The 16,993-nt window shown below is 63.1% G+C and carries 17 protein-coding genes; 2 read left to right on the top strand and 15 right to left on the bottom strand.

The genetic code is table 11. The features are described from left to right. The first annotated feature begins 301 nt into the window (after window positions 1–301). The gene (locus HP547_RS16685) at window positions 302–1,531 is read left to right on the top strand and encodes a nucleoside recognition domain-containing protein (RefSeq protein ID WP_172286867.1); all 1,230 of its coding nucleotides are present in this window, start codon (window positions 302–304) and stop codon (window positions 1,529–1,531) included. On the opposite strand, the gene HP547_RS16680 is transcribed toward HP547_RS16685, so the two are convergent. From HP547_RS16680 to HP547_RS16640, 9 genes are all read right to left on the bottom strand, one after another. Further along, on the bottom strand, window positions 1,513–2,148 hold the full coding sequence (locus HP547_RS16680) for an ABC-type transport auxiliary lipoprotein family protein (RefSeq protein ID WP_172221836.1): 636 nt from the start codon (window positions 2,146–2,148) through the stop codon (window positions 1,513–1,515). The two genes, HP547_RS16685 and HP547_RS16680, sit on opposite strands and share 19 nt — an antisense overlap. After that, entirely contained in the window at window positions 2,145–3,083 is a 939-nt protein-coding gene (locus tag HP547_RS16675) for an MlaD family protein (protein ID WP_172221834.1), read from the bottom strand. Before HP547_RS16675 ends, HP547_RS16680 begins: the two co-directional genes overlap by 4 nt. A 3-nt stretch (window positions 3,084–3,086) precedes the next feature. Next, on the bottom strand, window positions 3,087–3,878 hold the full coding sequence (locus HP547_RS16670; protein WP_172286866.1) for an ATP-binding cassette domain-containing protein: 792 nt from the start codon (window positions 3,876–3,878) through the stop codon (window positions 3,087–3,089). After that, the gene (locus HP547_RS16665) at window positions 3,875–5,008 is read right to left on the bottom strand and encodes an ABC transporter permease (protein WP_172221828.1); all 1,134 of its coding nucleotides are present in this window, start codon (window positions 5,006–5,008) and stop codon (window positions 3,875–3,877) included. The genes HP547_RS16670 and HP547_RS16665 overlap by 4 nt, the downstream gene beginning before the upstream one ends. 113 nt (window positions 5,009–5,121) lie before the next feature. Further along, the gene (locus tag HP547_RS16660) at window positions 5,122–6,144 is read right to left on the bottom strand and encodes a DUF5924 family protein (RefSeq protein ID WP_172221825.1); all 1,023 of its coding nucleotides are present in this window, start codon (window positions 6,142–6,144) and stop codon (window positions 5,122–5,124) included. A gap of 125 nt (window positions 6,145–6,269) precedes the next feature. Next, on the bottom strand, window positions 6,270–7,676 hold the full coding sequence (locus tag HP547_RS16655; protein WP_172221822.1) for a pitrilysin family protein: 1,407 nt from the start codon (window positions 7,674–7,676) through the stop codon (window positions 6,270–6,272). Window positions 7,677–7,705: 29 nt separating this feature from the next. After that, window positions 7,706–9,364 carry a Na/Pi cotransporter family protein gene (locus tag HP547_RS16650; RefSeq protein WP_172221819.1) on the bottom strand — a complete coding sequence of 553 codons (1,659 nt, stop codon included), beginning with the start codon at window positions 9,362–9,364 and terminating at the stop codon, window positions 7,706–7,708. A gap of 195 nt (window positions 9,365–9,559) precedes the next feature. After that, a complete protein-coding gene (locus HP547_RS16645; protein ID WP_172221816.1) occupies window positions 9,560–10,330 on the bottom strand; it encodes a TerC family protein in 771 nt (256 codons plus the stop codon). 70 nt (window positions 10,331–10,400) lie between these two features. Continuing rightward, window positions 10,401–11,708 carry a CitMHS family transporter gene (locus tag HP547_RS16640; protein WP_172221813.1) on the bottom strand — a complete coding sequence of 436 codons (1,308 nt, stop codon included), beginning with the start codon at window positions 11,706–11,708 and terminating at the stop codon, window positions 10,401–10,403. 267 nt (window positions 11,709–11,975) lie between these two features. Here HP547_RS16640 and HP547_RS16635 point away from each other — a divergent pair, with 267 nt between their 5' ends. Next, complete coding sequence (locus tag HP547_RS16635) at window positions 11,976–12,377, top strand: GFA family protein (RefSeq protein WP_172286865.1); 402 nt, start codon at window positions 11,976–11,978, stop codon at window positions 12,375–12,377. A gap of 24 nt (window positions 12,378–12,401) precedes the next feature. On the opposite strand, the gene HP547_RS16630 is transcribed toward HP547_RS16635, so the two are convergent. The 6 genes from HP547_RS16630 to HP547_RS16605 all read right to left on the bottom strand — a co-directional run. Then, on the bottom strand, window positions 12,402–14,357 hold the full coding sequence (locus tag HP547_RS16630) for a DUF4105 domain-containing protein (RefSeq protein ID WP_172221807.1): 1,956 nt from the start codon (window positions 14,355–14,357) through the stop codon (window positions 12,402–12,404). Further along, window positions 14,354–14,674, bottom strand: a complete 321-nt coding sequence (locus HP547_RS16625; protein WP_012316830.1) for a DUF2388 domain-containing protein — start codon at window positions 14,672–14,674, stop codon at window positions 14,354–14,356. The genes HP547_RS16630 and HP547_RS16625 overlap by 4 nt, the downstream gene beginning before the upstream one ends. A 36-nt stretch (window positions 14,675–14,710) precedes the next feature. Beyond that, entirely contained in the window at window positions 14,711–15,004 is a 294-nt protein-coding gene (locus HP547_RS16620) for a DUF2388 domain-containing protein (RefSeq protein WP_172221804.1), read from the bottom strand. An 85-nt stretch (window positions 15,005–15,089) separates the two neighbouring features. Continuing rightward, the gene (locus HP547_RS16615) at window positions 15,090–15,407 is read right to left on the bottom strand and encodes a DUF2388 domain-containing protein (RefSeq protein WP_172221801.1); all 318 of its coding nucleotides are present in this window, start codon (window positions 15,405–15,407) and stop codon (window positions 15,090–15,092) included. Window positions 15,408–15,709: 302 nt separating this feature from the next. Further along, on the bottom strand, window positions 15,710–15,925 hold the full coding sequence (locus tag HP547_RS16610) for a DUF1127 domain-containing protein (RefSeq protein WP_172221798.1): 216 nt from the start codon (window positions 15,923–15,925) through the stop codon (window positions 15,710–15,712). Window positions 15,926–16,332: 407 nt separating this feature from the next. Then, window positions 16,333–16,993, bottom strand: a 661-nt coding sequence (locus HP547_RS16605) for an acetyl-CoA hydrolase/transferase C-terminal domain-containing protein (RefSeq protein ID WP_306140511.1), incomplete at its 5' end; no start/stop codon positions are given.

Below are 16,993 nucleotides of genomic sequence, written 5' to 3'. Positions count from 1 at the left end.
GACTCGGACTGGTCTCGATACTGGATACGATCAACCGGCTTAGCCGCATAGCTTGAACCGCCGTGTACGGAACCGTACGCACGGTGGTGTGAGAGGACGGCGGGTGTGAGCCCGCCTCCTACTCGATATCTGTAAGGATCACGGGGGCCTGCACCGGCCCTATCGCCGGCAAGCCAGCTCCAACCGGTAACCCGCTGGCCTCGGCCCTTGTGATACCCCTGTGGGAGCTGACTTGCCGGCGATGAGGCCGGTGCAGGCAACTTCCGCTATCATTCGGGCATTTTTCAGGGGGAACACGCGGATGCTCAACGGCCTTTGGCTCGGCTTTTTCCTGGTGGCGGCGGTGTCTGCCCTGGCCCAATGGGTGATTGGTGGCAATGCCGGTATCTTCGCCTCAATGGTCGAAAGCATCTTCGCCATGGCCAAGCTGTCGGTCGAGGTGATGGTGTTGCTGTTCGGCACGCTGACCCTGTGGCTGGGCTTTCTGAAGATTGCCGAAAAGGCCGGCATCGTCGAATGGCTGGCCAAGGTGCTGGGCCCGTTATTCGCCCGCCTGATGCCGGAAGTGCCGCCCGGCCACCCGGCCCTGGGCCTGATCACCATGAACTTCGCTGCCAACGGCCTGGGCCTGGACAACGCCGCCACCCCGATTGGCCTCAAGGCCATGCGCGCGCTGCAGGAGCTGAACCCCAGCAGCACCACGGCGAGCAACGCGCAGATCCTGTTCCTGGTGCTCAACGCTTCATCGCTGACCCTGCTGCCGGTGACCATCTTCATGTACCGGGCCCAGCAAGGGGCGCCGGACCCGACCATGGTGTTCCTGCCGATTCTGCTGGCCACCAGTGTCTCGACCCTGGTCGGCCTGCTGTCGGTCGCGGTAATGCAGCGCCTGCGCCTGTGGGACCCGGTGGTGCTTGCCTATTTCATCCCCGGCGCCTTGCTGCTGGGTGGCTTCATGGCGTTTCTCGGCACATTGTCGGCCGCTGCGCTGGCCAGCCTGTCGTCGATCCTGGGCAACCTCACGCTGTTTGGCGTGATCATGTTGTTCCTGGTGATTGGCGCCTTGAAGCGGGTGAAGGTGTATGAAGCCTTTGTCGAAGGCGCCAAGGAAGGCTTCGACGTGGCCAAAAACCTGTTGCCCTACCTGGTGGCGATGCTGGTGGCGGTCGGTGTGCTGCGCGCTTCAGGCGCCCTGGAGCTGGCCCTGGACGGTATCCGCCATGCCGTCGGCTGGATGGGCCTGGATACCCGCTTCGTCGAGGGCCTGCCCACGGCGCTGGTGAAGCCGTTTTCCGGCAGCGCGGCGCGCGCGATGCTGATCGAGACCATGCAGACACAGGGCGTGGACAGTTTTCCGGCCCTGGTAGCGGCGACGGTGCAAGGCAGTACCGAGACCACCTTCTATGTGCTGGCGGTGTACTTTGGCGCGGTCGGTATCCAGCGCGTGCGCCACGCGGTTGGTTGCGCACTGCTGGCCGAGCTGTCCGGGGTGATCGCGGCGATCTTCGTCTGCTACTGGTTCTTTGCCTGAGCCTGCCGTGGCACCTGATTGGTCTGGGTGACGGTCCATCCCACCACTTGCCCCACCAACTGGTCGCTGGCCGAGCCGAACCCGGCGACCACCGCTGAAACTTGCCTGTCGGCCAGCGGCTGGCGCACTTCGAAGCGCTTGCTGGCGAGGATACGCTGGGTGCGGCCCTGCACCAGGCGCGCGTCGTAGCGGATCACCACCTCCACCGTTCCGTCCGGGCGGTATTCACTCTGGAACGCCTGCAGCTCACCCGCCAGCTCGTAGTCGGCCTGCAGGTTGCTGTCGTCGGCGCTCAGCCGCTGTACCTGGCCGTCCCGCTGGAAACCGTCGAGCAGGCGGTTGCGCAGCAGTACCGGCACCGCGTCGCTCCAGCGGGCGCCCTTGTAGCTGCTGATCACATCGCCCTGCGGAATCACGGCAATCCGCGGACCGGCCAGCGCTTCGCTGGCCAGTGGTTTGTTCAGGCGCAACGACCAGTCCAGCGGCGCCACGGTGCGGCTGGCCTGGTTCACCGGCAGGCGGTAGAGGTCGACAGGTTCGGCCTGCGGCAGGATAGAGCAGGCACTGGCCAGGCTCAGGGCGGCCGCCAGGGCCAGCAGGCGCAGCGACGGTTTCATGGCTGGAACTCCTTGTTGTTGTCGCGGCCGAGCAGGTAGCCGCTGGGGTCGGCCTCCAGTTGCCGGGAAATGCCCTTGAGCGCGTTGAGGGTTTCGCGCAGTTCGCGAATGGCTGGGGTCAGCTGGTTGAGGCCCTGGGCACCGTCGCCGATAGCCTCGCTGTTGTTCTTGAGCAGGCTGTTGATGGTGGCGGTGCTTTCAGCCAGCGACTGCATGGCCTGCTCGGCGCTGCCGATGGCCTGTTTGCCCTGGGTGCCCAGCAGGCCGTTGGCATTGCGCATCAGCGTTTGTGTTTCTGCCAGGGTGGCGCTGGCCTGCTTGCCCACCTGCACCAGCTGTTCGATGGCCTCGCCGATGCTGCCGTGCTGGCCGGCGAAGGCGCCGGTGGTCTTGTCGAGGTTGGCCAGCGTGTTGCTGAGGTGGCCGATGTTGTCCTCGGAGAACATCTGGTTGGCGTTGTGCAGCAGCAGGTTGATATTGGTCACCAGGTCGCTGCTGTCATTGAGCAGGCGCGAGATTGGCGAGGGTGATGCAATGATCACCGGCAGCTTGCCATCCTTGCCTTTCAGTTCCGGGCTTTGCGGGGTGCCGCCGCTGAGCTGGATGAACGAGTTCCCGGTAACACCGGCCAGGGTGAGCTTGGCCTGGGTATCTTCCTTTACCGGGGTGTCGCCGCTCAGGCGCACCCGTGCCAGTACCCGGCGTGGGTCTTTCGGGTCCAGGCGCAAGGTGGACACGTCACCGACCTTGATGCCGTTGTACTGCACCGGGCTGCCGCGCGACAGGCCGGACACCGCCTCGTTGAATACCACTTCGTAATCCTTGAAAGCGTCGTCGACGCTGGACTTGGCCAGCCACAGGCCGAACAGCATGGCGCCAGCCACTACCAGAACGGTGACCAGGCCGATAAGAACGTGATGGGCTCGGGTTTCCATTGCTCAGCGCTCCTGCCCGGCACGGGTGGCAGCCTGTTCGGCTGCGCGCCCGCGGGGGCCGTGAAAGTATTCTTGAATCCAGGCGTCGTTGGTCTGTTCGACCTCGGCCAGCGGGCCGGCCACCAGGACCTTTTTCTGCGACAGCACCGCGATGCGGTCGGTGATGGTGTACAGGGTGTCGAGGTCGTGGGTGATGAGGAACACTGACAGGCCCAGGGCGTCGCGCAAGGTCAGGATCAACTGGTCGAATGCAGCGGCGCCGATCGGGTCCAGGCCGGCGGTGGGCTCGTCGAGGAACAGGATATCGGGGTCCAGTGCCAGGGCCCTGGCCAGCGCCGCGCGCTTGATCATGCCCCCTGACAGCGAGGACGGGTACTTGTCGGCGGCCGAGATCGGCAGCCCGGCCAAGGCCAGCTTCACCCCGGCCAGGTGTTCGGCATCGGCGCGGGACAGCCCTGCATGCTCGATCAGTGGCAAGGCCACGTTCTCGGTCACCGTCAGCGAAGAGAACAGCGCGCCCTTCTGGAACAATACGCCAAAGCGCCGTTCAACCAGCGAGCGCTGCTGTTCACCGAGGCCGACAAGGTCCTGGCCGAATACCTTGATCTGCCCCTCATTGGGCCGGCGCAGGCCGATGATGCTGCGCAGCAGTACCGATTTGCCACTGCCTGAGCCGCCGACCACGGCCAGGATCTCGCCGCGATACAGGTCCAGGTCCAGGTTTTCATGCACAACCTGACGACCGAAACGGTTGCAGATGTCGCGGGCCTCGATCACGGTTTCCTTGCCACTCACCAGCCCATCTCCATGAAGAACAAGGCGGCCACCGCATCCAGCACGATGACCACGAAAATCGACTGCACTACCGCTGAGGTGGTGTGCGCGCCTACCGATTCGGCGCTGCCGCTGACCTTGAAGCCTTCCAGGCAGCCGATGGCGGCGATCAGGAAAGCGAAGAACGGCGCCTTGGCCAGGCCGACCAGGAAGTGCTGCACACCGATGTCGCTTTGCAGCAACGACAGGAACATGGCCGGTGAAATGCCCAGCGACAGGGCACACACCACCGCGCCGCCGACGATGCCGCAGATCATCGCCAGGAAGGTTAGCAAGGGCAGCGAAATAAGCAGGGCCAGCACCCGTGGCACTACCAGCAGCTCCATGGGGTTCAGGCCCAGGGTGCGGATGGCGTCGATTTCTTCATTGGCCTTCATCGAGCCGATCTGCGCGGTGAAGGCGCTGGCGGTGCGCCCGGCCATCAGGATGGCGGTGAGCAGTACGGCGAATTCGCGCAGGAACGAGAATGCCACCAGGTCGACGGTGAACACGGTTGCGCCAAAGTCGGCCAGTACCGTGGCACCCAGGAAGGCCACCACTGCGCCGACCAGAAAAGTCAGCAGGGCGACGATGGGTGCGGCGTCCAGGCCGGTCTGTTCGATGTGCGCCACGACCGGGGTCAAGCGCCAGCGATGGGGTTGCAAGGCACGGCGCAGCACGGTCTCGAGGATCACACCGATAAAGCCGAGCAACTGCATGGTGTCTTGCCACAGCGTGCCGACGGCGCGGCCGATGCGCTCCAGCAGTAGCAGCAGCACGTTGCGCTCTGGCTCCTTGACCGGAATACAGTAGTCCTGGACCGAGCAATAGACGTTCTTGAGCAACGCGCGGCTGGCTTCGGGCAGCTCGTCCGTGCAGCGCGACAGGCGCTCGGAGCCGAGCAGTTCGGCCAGCAACGAGGCGCCGGCGGTGTCCAGGCGGCCTAGCTGGCTGAGGTCGGCAACAGTATCGGTACTGGATTGCGCGCGCAGGCGCTCGCTTTCGCGCTTGAGGCTGGCGTAATGCGCCAGGGTCCAGTCACCGGTAATGCGCAGGCAAGCCGGCTGGCTGCTGGTATCCAGGGTGGCGCTGGGGGTGGTCATTGGCTCCATGCGATTGACTCGGCGCTAAGGCTTAGGGGCTGATCATAGCGCAGCGGGCATGGGCTGTTTGGTGATTATGTGCTGTCTAGAAGGGGCTGGGGCCGCAAAGCAGCCCCTTTCAATCATTGTGTCGGGTTGTCGTCGACCACCTTGAAGCGCAACACGCCAATCACCTGCCCGTCCTCGGTCAGCACCCTCACCTGCCACTTGCCCGCCGGGTTGGGCGGGAAGTTCTGCTTGTGGGTCCAGGCCCGGTAGCCTTCCTTGCGCCCGCCATGGATGTCCAGGGCAATGCGGTCGACTTCCTTACCGTCTTTCTGCCACACGTGGTAGATGCGCTCGTTCAGGCCGCGTGGCGCGTTGATTGCGGTGTAGGCATACAGCCCGCTGCTGCGGATGCGGCTGGCAGCGATTTCGTCCAGCGAATCGCCAGGCTGGCGGTTGAGTACTTCGGTGCTCACTGCCACCTCGGTCATCCATAAAGTTGCTGGCGGCACCCAGGAACGCAGCAGCCAGCCGCCGGCGCCGACCGACAAGGTCACCAGCACCAGAGCCACGCCGCGGCGCCAGCTGTTGACCGGAAAGCTGCTCGCCAGGCTGGGGAACGACAAGGCCATCGCCGTGATCAAGGCCAGCTTGAAGCTCTGCGCGGTGGTCAGGTGCAGGATGATCGGCAGCGCGGTCAGCAGTGCGGCGAACAGGGTCAGGGTGTGCAATGCCAGGAACAGCCAGCGCCGCGGTGCCAGCCACTTGTAGTACAGCGGGTCGATGATCGAAACCAGCCCGGCGGCACCCAGCAGCCCGGTGAACACCAGTTGGCTGCTGTTCCAGGTGGTGGTGATGAAGAAGAACGGCAGCACGAAAAACAGCGTTTCCTGGTGGATCATCTGCGTCGCATAGCGCAACAGTGGCTGTGGGATTTCGCGGTTGAAGGTACGAGCGAACAGGCCGGTGAGGGTGTTTTCCAGCATCAGCCAGACCCAGCTGACCAGCATGAGCACGGCCACCCAGCTGGCCAGGCCGGCTTGGCGGTCAACCAGGATGAAGCTGCCGACGCCGGAGAGAAAACCGCCGAGCGCGATGATGCCGGGGTAGCGTTTGAGCAGTTCGATGATGCGCTGGACGATGCGGGGGATCTGGGGCATTGGGGGCTACAACAAAGAAGGAGGTGGCTGTGCCGGCCCCTTCGCGGGTAAACCCGCCCCTGCAGGTGGCGCAGGAGCGAGTTACCCCACGAAGAGGCCGGTACTGGCAAAAGGATACCGCCGATTCACCGCTTCCGTGTAGCACCACTGGGCCGTTGAGGGCCCTGGCGGCGCCAACGCAACAGGCCCGCAGCCAGAATCAGCCCGACCAGCAAGGCGACCAGCCCATAGAGCTCGTCATAACCCAACAGCGGCTTCTCGATGCGCACATAGCCCTGTTCCTTGAGCAGCTCTTTCAACGCCGCATTGGCCTGCTCCAGGCTGACCTGGCGCAGTTTGCGCACCGGGTTGGCAAAACGCCCGTCCGTGTAGTCGTTCAGCGCGCCCCAGTAGTAGTCGGCCAGCGCGCTATTGCCCTGGGTGCTCCAGCTTTCCTTGGCTGCGCTGGCGTACTTGATGCGGGCAAAGGTGTCCGGGTCGAGGCCGTCCTTGCGCAGGTGGTCGAACAGCGCCTGCATGACTTGGACCGCCTTGTCGACATCGTCACGTTCCAGGTCGGCATTGAGGCTGAGCAGGCCGGTGTCGCCGAAGCTTTCGCGTTGCACCGACGGGCCATAGGACAGCCCGTTGCGCAGGCGCAGCTGGTCATACAGCGCCCAGTCAAGGTAGCGCGAGAGCAGGTCGAGGGTGGCCTGGTGGTCGTTGTCCAGCACCGGCTCGATGAACAGCCAGTGCAGCTTCACGCTGTCGCCCAGCCAGCCGCGGCTTAGGTCGCGGCGTTGCTCGGCCTGATGGGTGATGCTTTCCAGGTTGCGACGTTCTTCCGGCTCGGTTGCCGGCAGCTCGCCAAAGGTCCGCTCGAGGTAGGCCGGCAGCAGGCGATCGAGGCCACCGACCAGGATCAGGGTCATGTTGTTGGCCGCGTACCAGTGCTCGCGCAAGGCTTGTACCTGCTCCAGGGTCATGTCGTCGACATCGGAGCGTTCCGGGCACTTCAGGCCCAGCTCGGTGGCCAGTTGGTCGCTGGCGGGGTGGCCGATGTCCTGGCGGTCGAGCCAGCGCTGCAGGTGGCCATAATGGCCGCCATCCTCACGCTCGATAATGCGCTTGGCGGTGGCCAGGGCCTTGGCATCGATGCGGGTGTCGCGAATCACCGCCAGCAGCAGGTCCAGTACCTTGCGCTGATTACGCGCCGGGGCCTCGATGACGAAGGTGGTATCGGCGCTGCTGGTAAAGGCATTCCACTCGCCACCCAGTGCTTGCAGGCGTTCTTCCAGGCCTCCTTCGCCGGTTTCGTCGATGCCGCTGAACAGCAGGTGCTCAAGCAGGTGCGGCAGCTCTTTCTGCGCGCAGTCAAAGTCATCCAGGCCAACCCCGACCACCAGGCGAATCGCCACATGGTCACGCTCGTAACCGTCTTTCAGGATGACCTGCAGGCCGTTGGGCAACAAGTAACCCTCAACCCGCGAGCGGTCGAGGGCCAGTGAGGGCAGGCTGCAGATCAGCAGGCAAACGAACATCAGGCAACGCATGGGCGAGCTTAGGTCCTCGGGTGGAGAAATCACGGCAATCGGGCTTCGTCCGGCACGCTGTCGAGCATCAGCCCGCCCGTGTCCGAGCCGCCCAGTACCACATAGGCACTGCTACAGAACAAAGAGTTCAACCGCTTCATGTCGGCGATCAGCTCCAAGTGTAGCGAACTGGTCTCGATGCTTTGCACCACCTTGCGTTGCAGGCGGCTGACATGGGCGTGGGCAAGCCGCCGTTCCTGGGCGCGGAAACGGCGTTTTTCGCGCAGCAGCAAACGGGCGCTTTCCGGATCGGCACTGAGGAACACCGACAGGCCCAGGCGCAAGTTGGCCAGCAATTGTTCCTGCAGGCCGGTCAGCTCTTCCAGCCCCACCTGGGAAAAGTCGCGGCGCTGACTGGTTTTCTGCTGCTGGACCTTGCGCAGCATCCGTTCGATCAGGTCGCAGGCCAGCTTGAGGTTGATTGCCAGTTCGATGATTTCGGCCCAGCGGCGGTTGTCCTGTTCGCTGAGGTCTTCGCGCGACATCTGCGCCAGGTACAGCTTGATCGCGCTGTAGAGGGCTTCGGCATCCTCGCCCAGGGCGCGGACCTGCTGCGGCAACGCGGTCTGGGTGCCGCGCAAAGCGCCGAGCATGGCTTCGAGCAGGTTGTCGACGATATCGCCCAGGCGCAGGGTTTCGCGCGCGGCGTTGGCCAGTGCCAGGCTGGGCGTTTCCAGCGCCGAGGTGTCGAGGTGGCGCGGGCGCACCTGGCCATTGCTGGCTTCCCGCTCCGGCAACAGGCTGTTGCACAGCCGGCCCATGGGCTTGACCGTGGGCAGCATGATCACGCAGCGCAGCGTGTTGTAGAGCAGGTGGAAGCCGATGACCAGTTCCTGCGGGCTGAAACTCAGCGAGTCCATCCATTCGACCAGCGGATGCAGTACCGGGATTATCAGTAGCAGGCCGATCAGCTTGTACAGCAGGCTGCCCAGGGCGACTCGCCGCCCGGCGGCGTTCTGCATGCTGGTGCTGATGAAGGCCAGCAGACCGCTGCCGATGTTGGCGCCGACCACCAGGCCGATGGCTACCGGCAGACTGATCACTTCGGCGCCGGCCAGCGTCGCGGTGAGCAGCACGGCGGCGAGGCTGGAATAGGAAACCATGGCGAACAGTGCGCCGACCAGGGCATCGAGCAGAATGTCGCCGGTCAGTGACGCGAACAGTACTTTTACCCCTTGGGCATGGGTGATCGGCGCAGCTGCCTGCACGATCAGCTCCAGTGCCAGGATGATCAGGCCAAGCCCTATGCCTACCCGGCCCAGTTGCCCGGCGCGCGTCTGCTTGCGCGAGAGAAAGAAGATGACTCCCAGGAAGATCAGCAGCGGCGACAGCCAGGACAGGTCGAAGGTCAGTACTCGGGCCATCAGCGCGGTACCCACATCGGCCCCGAGCATGATCGCCAGCGCCGGGGTCATGGCCATCAGGCCCTGGCCGACGAATGAGGTGACCAGCATGGCGGTGGCGTTACTGCTCTGCACCATGGCGGTGACGAGGATGCCGGCAATGAACGCAAGCGGTCGCTTGTTCATGTTCTGGCTGATGATGCGCCGCAGGTCCGAGCCGAATACCCGGAGGATGCCGGTACGCACGATATGGGTGCCCCAGACCAGAAGTGTCACGGCTGAAAGCAGGTTGAGCAGGGTCAGCATGGCGAAGGCCCCCTGTTGCATAGGCCCAGCGGGCCAAGAGAAGAAGCGTGAGCGGTTGAAGAATTTTCAGTGCTCACTCAAAGCTTTAGTTGTTTTGCACAGCTGTCGCCAGCTTCGCACGAAGGTCTTCCATTTGAAACACGGCAAAAATGAAAAGGGCCCCGAAGGGCCCTCAAGATGCTGCGCTCCGTGATCTTACTGACCCGGGATGTCCTTGCGCAGTTTCACCGGGTCTTGCTCCTTGCCGTCCTTGCGGGCCAGCGCAGTGCGCATGCGGATGTTGATGGCCTCTACCGCCAGCGAGAAGGCCATGGCGAAGTAGACGTAGCCTTTCGGCACATGCACGTCGAAAGCCTCGGCGATCAGTACGGTACCCACCACGATCAGGAACGAAAGCGCGAGCATCTTCAGCGACGGGTGTTTGTCGATGAAGTTGCTGATGGCACCGGCGCACAGCATCATCACCAGCACAGCCACGACGATGGCTGCGATCATCACTGGTACGTGGGAAACCATGCCCACCGCCGTGATCACCGAGTCCAGCGAGAACACGATATCGATGATGGCGATCTGGATGATGGTGTAGAAGAACTTGCCACCTGCGCCTTTGGGCGTGTCGGCGTTTTCGTCCTCGCCCTCCAGGCCGTGGTAGATCTCCTGCGAGCTTTTCCACAACAGGAACAGGCCACCGAAGAACAGGATCAGGTCACGTCCGGAGATGCCCTCGCCGAACACCACGAACAGGTCGGCGGTAAGCCGCATGACCCAGGTGATCGACAGCAACAGCATGATGCGGGTGACCATGGCCAGGGCCAGGCCGAAGATCCGGGTGCGAGGCTGCATGTGCTTGGGCATGCGGCTGACCAGGATCGAGATCATGATGATGTTGTCGATGCCGAGCACGATCTCAAGCGCGGTAAGGGTAAAAAAGGCAACCCAGATTTCCGGGCTGGTCAGCCATTCCATGTGTTTTCCTTCAAGCGGTAATGGCAACGCGCCCTAACCAGGGCGCGTCGCGGTAGGTAATACGCGTTTATTAAAGACTACTGAACAGCGGAAAAATGCCCATCAGCAATGCGGCGAGCATTATGCACAGGCACACCAGCACTGCCCACTTCAAGGTGAAGCGCTGATGGTCACCGAACTCGATGCCGGCCAGTGCCACCAGCAAGTAGGTGGAGGGTACCAAGGGGCTGAGCAGGTGTACCGGCTGCCCGACGATCGACGCACGGGCCATTTCCACCGGGGTGATGCCGTAGTGGCTGGCGGCCTCGGCCAGTACCGGCAATACGCCGTAGTAGAAGGCGTCGTTGGACATGAAGAAGGTGAACGGCATGCTCACGATCGCGGTGATCACCGCCAGGTACGGGCCCAGTGCCTCGGGGATGACTGCCAGCAGGCTCTTGGACATGGCGTCGACCATGCCGGTGCCCGACAGGATACCGGTGAAGATACCGGCGGCGAAGATCAGCCCGGTCACGGCCAGCACGCTGCCGGCGTGGGCGGCGATGCGGTCCTTTTGCTGCTGCAGGCACGGGTAGTTGACGATCATGGCGATGCTGAAGGCGATCATGAACAGCACTGGCAGCGGCAACACACCGGCAATCAGCGCCACCATCAGCGCCGCAGTCAGGGCACCGTTGAAGTACAGCAGCTTGGGCCGGCGTGCTTCCGGGTACTGCGATACGCTGATTTTGCTGTGGTCGATGTCGTCGGTAGGCAGGTGCAGTTCGCCCAGGCGGGCCCGCTCACGCTTGCCGTACAGGTAGGCAATGGCCAGGATCGCCAGCACGCCAAACAGCATGGCCGGGATCATCGGCACGAAAATGTCCGACGGGTCGACATGCAGGGCGCTGGCGGCGCGGGCTGTGGGGCCACCCCAGGGGGTCATGTTCATCACCCCGCCGGCGAGAATGATCAGGCCGGCCATGATCCGCGGGCTCATGCCCAGGCGGCTGTACATCGGCAGCATGGCGGCGCAGCAGATCATGTAGGTGGTGGCGCCGTCACCGTCCAGCGAGACCACCAGGGCCAGCACGGCGGTACCGACAGAGACTTTCAGGGGGTCGCCCTTGACCAGCTTGAGGATCTTGCGCACGGCCGGGTCGAACAGGCCGGAGTCGATCATCAGGGCAAAGTAGAGGATGGCGAACATCAGCATCACGCCGGTCGGCGCAAGCTTGCTGATGCCTTCGAGCATCATCGGGCCGATCTTGGCGGAAAAGCCGCCGAACAGGGCGAACAGGATCGGTACCAGGATCAGCGCGATCAAGGCCGACAGGCGCTTGGTCATGATCAGGTACATGAAGGTGATGACCATGGCAAAGCCGAGGAAGGTCAGCATGGCAATACTCCAGGCGTGGCGCGGCGAAAGGTAAGTCGATTCGGGCGGATCAGCGCGTGGGGCGCTGTGCAGGGAGCATGCGAAGGGGGACTGCGAAAAGGCGGGCACAGGAATACATCAGAATCACCATTGTTGTTGTTGATTGGGCCGGGCGCGGTGTTTACCGGGTGCCCTGGCTGACCGGTCTTGTGCCGGTAGTGGGGGCTATCCTATGAGCACAAGCTTTCAGCCAGCTTTCGCTGATGCAAAGGCGACGAGAGGTAGGTGATGCACGATGTAACCGAAGGTGGCTGCCATTGCGGCGCATTGCGGTACCGGTTGGTGGGTGAGCTGACCGATATTGCCCATTGCCATTGCTCGATCTGCCGGCGGGTGAGCGGCGGGCTGGTGGTGACCTGGCTCACCCTGCCCCGCTCAGGTTTCCTGTGGCTGCAAGGTGAACCGGGGTGCTATGTGGCGCCGGCCAGTTGCAGCCGGTACTTCTGTGGGCATTGCGGGGCGCATGTGGCGTTGGTGACCACGCACAGCCCGGAGACGGTCGATGTGACGGTGGCGACGCTGGACCACCCGGAGCGGGTACGGGCCAACCGGCATATCTGGGTAAGCAGCCGGTTGCCGTGGTTGCATCTGGATGAGGATCTGCCAGAAGAGGACGGCGAAATCCAGTAAGGGATTGTGCCGGTACAGCCATACTTACAACTGCAGACCACCCGCGGCTTTATGCAGCGCCCGTAAATGCTCGCCGATCTGCTTCACATTGGCTTCGACCGCGGCAATTTCCTTGGCGCGCGAAGGCTCCAGCAGCGCCCTCACCTCCTTGTCCAGGCTGGTGCTCAAGCGCAACAGCTGCGCCTGGCGCTCGCTGCTCACCTTCTCCAGGTGCTTGCGCTCCTCTGGCTGCGGCAAACCATAGCCCTTGGCATCGAGCAATTCTGCCGGGCGGCTGAGGAAGCCGCTGTTGGCAAGCATCTGCTTGAGCGTCGCGTCGGCTTTGTTGATGCTGCCATCTTTCAGCGCGGCGGCATTCAGGTAGCGCTGTTTCACCTCGTCCTGGGCCAGCAGCAGTTGCCGGCGCAAGCTGGCCTGCTCGAGCAGCAGCAAGGCCGCGCTGGTGCGCAGGTCGGCCTGGGCGAACCAGGGGCGGCGTTGTTCGGCGTCCTGGGCCAGCCAGTCTTCCACCAGCGCTTGCTTGATCGGCAACTGCTTCTTCAGCACCTCGAACATGGCCTGGTAGCGATCTCGGTAGGAGTCGAAGCGGTAGCCCAGGCGCAGGGCCTCTCGCGGGTCGTCGAGCACGCTGGTATCGGCCAGCCCCCTGCCCTTGAGCACCGCCAGCAAGCCATTGGGCATGATGCTGTCGAGGTCGTTCAGGCGTGAGTTGGCGGTGCCGCTGCGCAGCAGCTTCAACGACTCGACCGCGCAGTTGTTGGACAGGAACCAGTAGTTGCCGTCGTAGCTCCAGTGCATCTCGGCGGCCTGGCGCACCAGGTTCTCAACTTCTTCACGGTTCAGCTTCAAAGGCACCGAGGCCAGGCTGCGCAGCTCGGTCTTGGTGTATTCGTCGATCACCTGGCCCAGCGGCAGCACGAACAGCCGCGACGGGTAGACACCGATCAGGCCGTCCCAGCTGGACAGCTGCACATCGTTGACAAAGGCGCGGTACGACAGCACCAGGCTCTGTTCGAGGTCCAGGCGGCAGTCCGGCCCGCGAGGCCGGCCAGGCTTGCAGATCACCAGGCGCAGCATGCTGTGGCCCCAGCGGCTGACCAGGTTCTGGTTGGCTTCGGCCAGCAAATAGTCCACTTCGTAGACCCGCTCGGGGTCGATTTCACCCAGCGGCTGGCGGGCGAAGTCGCTGCCGGCATTGATGAAGGGCAGGCCCTTGGCGCAGGTGTCCTGTTGCGGAGCCCAGCCGAAGTGCTCGCGTAGGTACTGGTTTAGCGCCGGGCGGCGGCAGCCGTAGCTCGGGTCGAGAAGGAAATACTCCATGTTGACCGCGATGTATTCCTTGGGGCTGCTCAGCTCGTAGCTATCGGGGCTGCGCACGAACTGGCCATTGTGTTGTTCGCGCTCGCCGCGCCGGCCCACGTACTGTTGCCAGCCGGCCAGGTCGAGCAGGCGCGGGTCGTCGCTGAGGGTGAAACGCCGCTCGGCCTGGCCACGGCACTCCTCGCGCAGGCCGATCTTGCCCAGCGTGCCTTGCTGGCGCTTGCAGCGGGCGATCAGCGAATTTTCGGCGCTGGGCCACAGCCGGGCGCGGTCGTAGATATGGGTCAGCTCGTGCAGCACGGTGGCCAACAGCTCTTCACGCACTGTGCCATGGGGGCGATCGGTGCGTTGACTGGCGGCGCTGCCATCGGCAAGGCCGGGCAGCAGGCTGCGATTGAGTTCAAGGGTGGAAACCAGCGAGGCCTGGCCATAGGCGTCTGCTGGCATCTTGTCGCTCCAGCTGACCAGCACGCGGCGGTCCAGCTGTTGCTTGAAGCGTGGCGGCAACTTGCCCAGGGCCTCGTCGAGGAGGGCCTGGGTGGCTTGGGTTTGCTGCGGGTCGAGGCCAGATGCCTGCAGCTCAAGCTGCAGGTCGGCCAAGGCGGGCGTGCCGAGCAGCGTCAGGGCGCAGCCGAGCAGCCAGGCGCGCACGCCGTTCACAGGGCCAGAATGGCTTCGGCCAGCACTTGGTCGCTGGCGCCTCGCGCTTCTGGCACGCGCTCGCGCAAGGTGTTGAAGGCCGCTTCGAGCTGGGCGCCGCGGATGTCGCCATTGCTGGCGACGAAGCTGGCAGCGTCGTCGTGGGCTTCGCGTACTACCTTGGAGTCGCGGATCGAGGTGGTGGTGTCAGAGGTGAAGTCGATCGAACGGCCAAAGGCACGCACGATGATGTTGCTGGTGGCCACCAGGGTCTGTGCCTGAGCCAGGTCGGCCAGCAGCAGCATGCCGAGGGTAGCGGCAATCAGCGGTTTACGCATGGAGCATCTCCGAAAAATACAGGGAGTCAGTTGTTGCTATTGGACGAGAATTGCCTGCGCCAGTTCCAGATCACCGACGGTGTGTCGTGAGCAATTGTGGCGTAATGATTCCAGCGCTGCTTCCAGCCGTGCACCGCGGATCTGGCCGTCGCTGGCGACAAAGGCAGCGGCGTCGTCGCGGGCCTGGCGGACCAGCTTGCGGTCGAACGGTGCGGTGGTCACCTGGCTGGTGACGTAGCCGGTGATGACCAGGCTTTGCGTGGTGGTATCCATGGCATGGGCGCTGGCCATGCCAGCGACGGAGAACAGCAGCGGCAACAGATAACGCATGGGCTCCACAACAACTGGAAAACGTGGGGGCAAGGGTGGGCGAGGCTGTGCTGGTGACCAGCACAGCCGTATGGCTCCGCCGGGATCAGATCGCCAGGATGGCCTGGGCCAGTTGCGCGTCAGTGGCCTGCAGGGCCGGCATTTGCGAGCGGATGTGCAGGAAAGCGCTTTCCAGCTTGGCACCGCGGATGTCCCCTTGGCTGCCAACGAAGCTGGCAGCGTCGTCACGGGCGGCCTGGACGATCTTGTCGTCACGGAACGAAGAGGAAACATCGGAGGTAGCATCGGTGGACGCGGCTACAGCGCCAACGACGGCGTCAGTGGTGACAACGAAGCTGGTGGCGTGTGCAGTGCCTGCCAGGCTCAGCATCAGGGCAGCGCCAATCAGGTAATTACGGGACATGATGGTGGACTCCTGGACTTGGGTCGGGTGTTCTGTTTATCGGACGCCTGGATAGCGCGTCTCGGTGCTTTGTACAGCGGTTCTACCAGACTGTTAAGCGAAGCGTATCACGCGCCGGTGTTTCTGGATGTTAATCAACAGCGCGCAAAGCAACTGTACCTGTAGTAATCCGAAAATATAAAACTGTACCTGTTGCGAGCGGAACGCTCTAGCCGGCGCCCTTAAAAACAAAAAACCCGCTGCAGTCACCTGCAGCGGGTTCTTGAAATTCGCGGTGCCGGCCGAAGCCGGCAAGCCGGAGCTTAACGCCAGAAAGGCTTGCTCAGCTCTTCGTAACGCTGCGACTCGCTGATACCGGCATCAGCCAGCAGGCGGGCGTCCAGGCGGGCCAGTTGACGGCGGCTGGCCATGCGGCGCTGCCACAGCAGCAGGGTAGACAATGCGCGCAGCGGCATCGAGGCGTTGGATTGCTGGGTGTTGCTTTCAAAAACGAGACCGGAACTGAGGGTACGTTCCATGATGCTTCATCCTTCCGCTTATGGCGGGATTAGGTAGTGGTTTAACTGATGCCAATGATCCTCCTCTCTTGTCCATAACAGTAGATACAGTTCTGTTGAAAGACGATGGCTCAGTTAACTGTGTAACCCTACTGTTGCACTCGAAATTGGCGTAACTGTACTGGTCTGCACATTATTGGTGCGTTTTGAGGTTGGAGGCGGATAGGGCAAGCTAAAGGCTGGTAGAAATACCAGTACAGTAGGACAGTTTATGATCGCAGTTAGGTTGAGGAGTTGAGCGGCGTGTCGCGAACACTCCGCAAAGCGGTGGCTGGCACCGGCTGTGCCGGTGTGGGCGATTAAAGCCGCTCCTGCAGAGAGCGTTATCGGGACAGCAGTGTTGCCCTGCTATCCCGACCAGAGGTGGATCAGCTAGCCAGCATGCGCCCGGTTTCTTCCAGGTTTTCGTGCCAGCTCAGTGCTTCACGCAGGATATGCGGGGTATGGCCGCCACGTTCGCAGGCGCGATCGAAGTAGTCGTTCAGCGCCGCCCGGTAGTCAGGGTGAACACAGTTGTCGATGATCGCCCGTGCGCGCTCGCGCGGCGCCAGGCCTCGCAGGTCGGCCAGGCCTTGCTCGGTGACCAGGATGTCCACGTCGTGCTCGGTGTGGTCGACATGGCTGACCATCGGCACCACGCTGGAAATCGCCCCGCCTTTGGCAATCGACTTGGTGACGAACACAGCCAGGTGGGCATTACGGGCAAAGTCACCCGAGCCACCAATACCGTTCATCATCCTGGTGCCGCACACGTGGGTGGAGTTGACGTTGCCGTAGATATCGAACTCCAGTGCGGTGTTGATGCCGATAATGCCCAGGCGACGCACTACTTCCGGGTGGTTGGAGATTTCTTGCGGACGCAGTACCAGCTTGTCCTTGTAGCGCTCCAGGTTGCCGAACACGTCAGCATTGCGGCGGGTCGACAAGGTGATCGAGCTGCCCGAGGCGAAGCTGAGTTTGCCGGCGTCGATCAGGTCGAAGGTGGAATCCTGGAGTACTTCGGAGTACATGGTCAGGTCTTCGAACGGC

This window comes from Pseudomonas sp. CM27 (assembly GCF_013179515.1).
In the GTDB taxonomy this organism is placed as follows: Bacteria; Pseudomonadota; Gammaproteobacteria; order Pseudomonadales; family Pseudomonadaceae; genus Aquipseudomonas.
The sequence above is the reverse complement of the archived record's forward strand: the minus strand, read 5'-3'. Positions and strand labels throughout refer to the sequence as shown.

Coding starts and splice junctions, on each gene's coding strand:
- HP547_RS16620 (WP_172221804.1), bottom strand. CDS start 15,004: ATGCGTTATCTGTTGCCGCTGCTGTTCTCCGTCGCTGGCATGGCCAGC.
- HP547_RS16645 (WP_172221816.1), bottom strand. CDS start 10,330: ATGGAATGGCTGACCAGCCCGGAAATCTGGGTTGCCTTTTTTACCCTT.
- HP547_RS16675 (WP_172221834.1), bottom strand. CDS start 3,083: ATGGAAACCCGAGCCCATCACGTTCTTATCGGCCTGGTCACCGTTCTG.
- HP547_RS16625 (WP_012316830.1), bottom strand. CDS start 14,674: ATGCGTAAACCGCTGATTGCCGCTACCCTCGGCATGCTGCTGCTGGCC.
- HP547_RS16680 (WP_172221836.1), bottom strand. CDS start 2,148: ATGAAACCGTCGCTGCGCCTGCTGGCCCTGGCGGCCGCCCTGAGCCTG.
- HP547_RS16665 (WP_172221828.1), bottom strand. CDS start 5,008: ATGGAGCCAATGACCACCCCCAGCGCCACCCTGGATACCAGCAGCCAG.
- HP547_RS16660 (WP_172221825.1), bottom strand. CDS start 6,144: ATGCCCCAGATCCCCCGCATCGTCCAGCGCATCATCGAACTGCTCAAA.
- HP547_RS16640 (WP_172221813.1), bottom strand. CDS start 11,708: ATGCTGACCTTCCTCGGCTTTGCCATGGTCATCACCTTCATGTACCTG.
- HP547_RS16650 (WP_172221819.1), bottom strand. CDS start 9,364: ATGCTGACCCTGCTCAACCTGCTTTCAGCCGTGACACTTCTGGTCTGG.
- HP547_RS16655 (WP_172221822.1), bottom strand. CDS start 7,676: ATGCGTTGCCTGATGTTCGTTTGCCTGCTGATCTGCAGCCTGCCCTCA.
- HP547_RS16635 (WP_172286865.1), top strand. CDS start 11,976: ATGCACGATGTAACCGAAGGTGGCTGCCATTGCGGCGCATTGCGGTAC.
- HP547_RS16610 (WP_172221798.1), bottom strand. CDS start 15,925: ATGGAACGTACCCTCAGTTCCGGTCTCGTTTTTGAAAGCAACACCCAG.
- HP547_RS16615 (WP_172221801.1), bottom strand. CDS start 15,407: ATGTCCCGTAATTACCTGATTGGCGCTGCCCTGATGCTGAGCCTGGCA.
- HP547_RS16685 (WP_172286867.1), top strand. CDS start 302: ATGCTCAACGGCCTTTGGCTCGGCTTTTTCCTGGTGGCGGCGGTGTCT.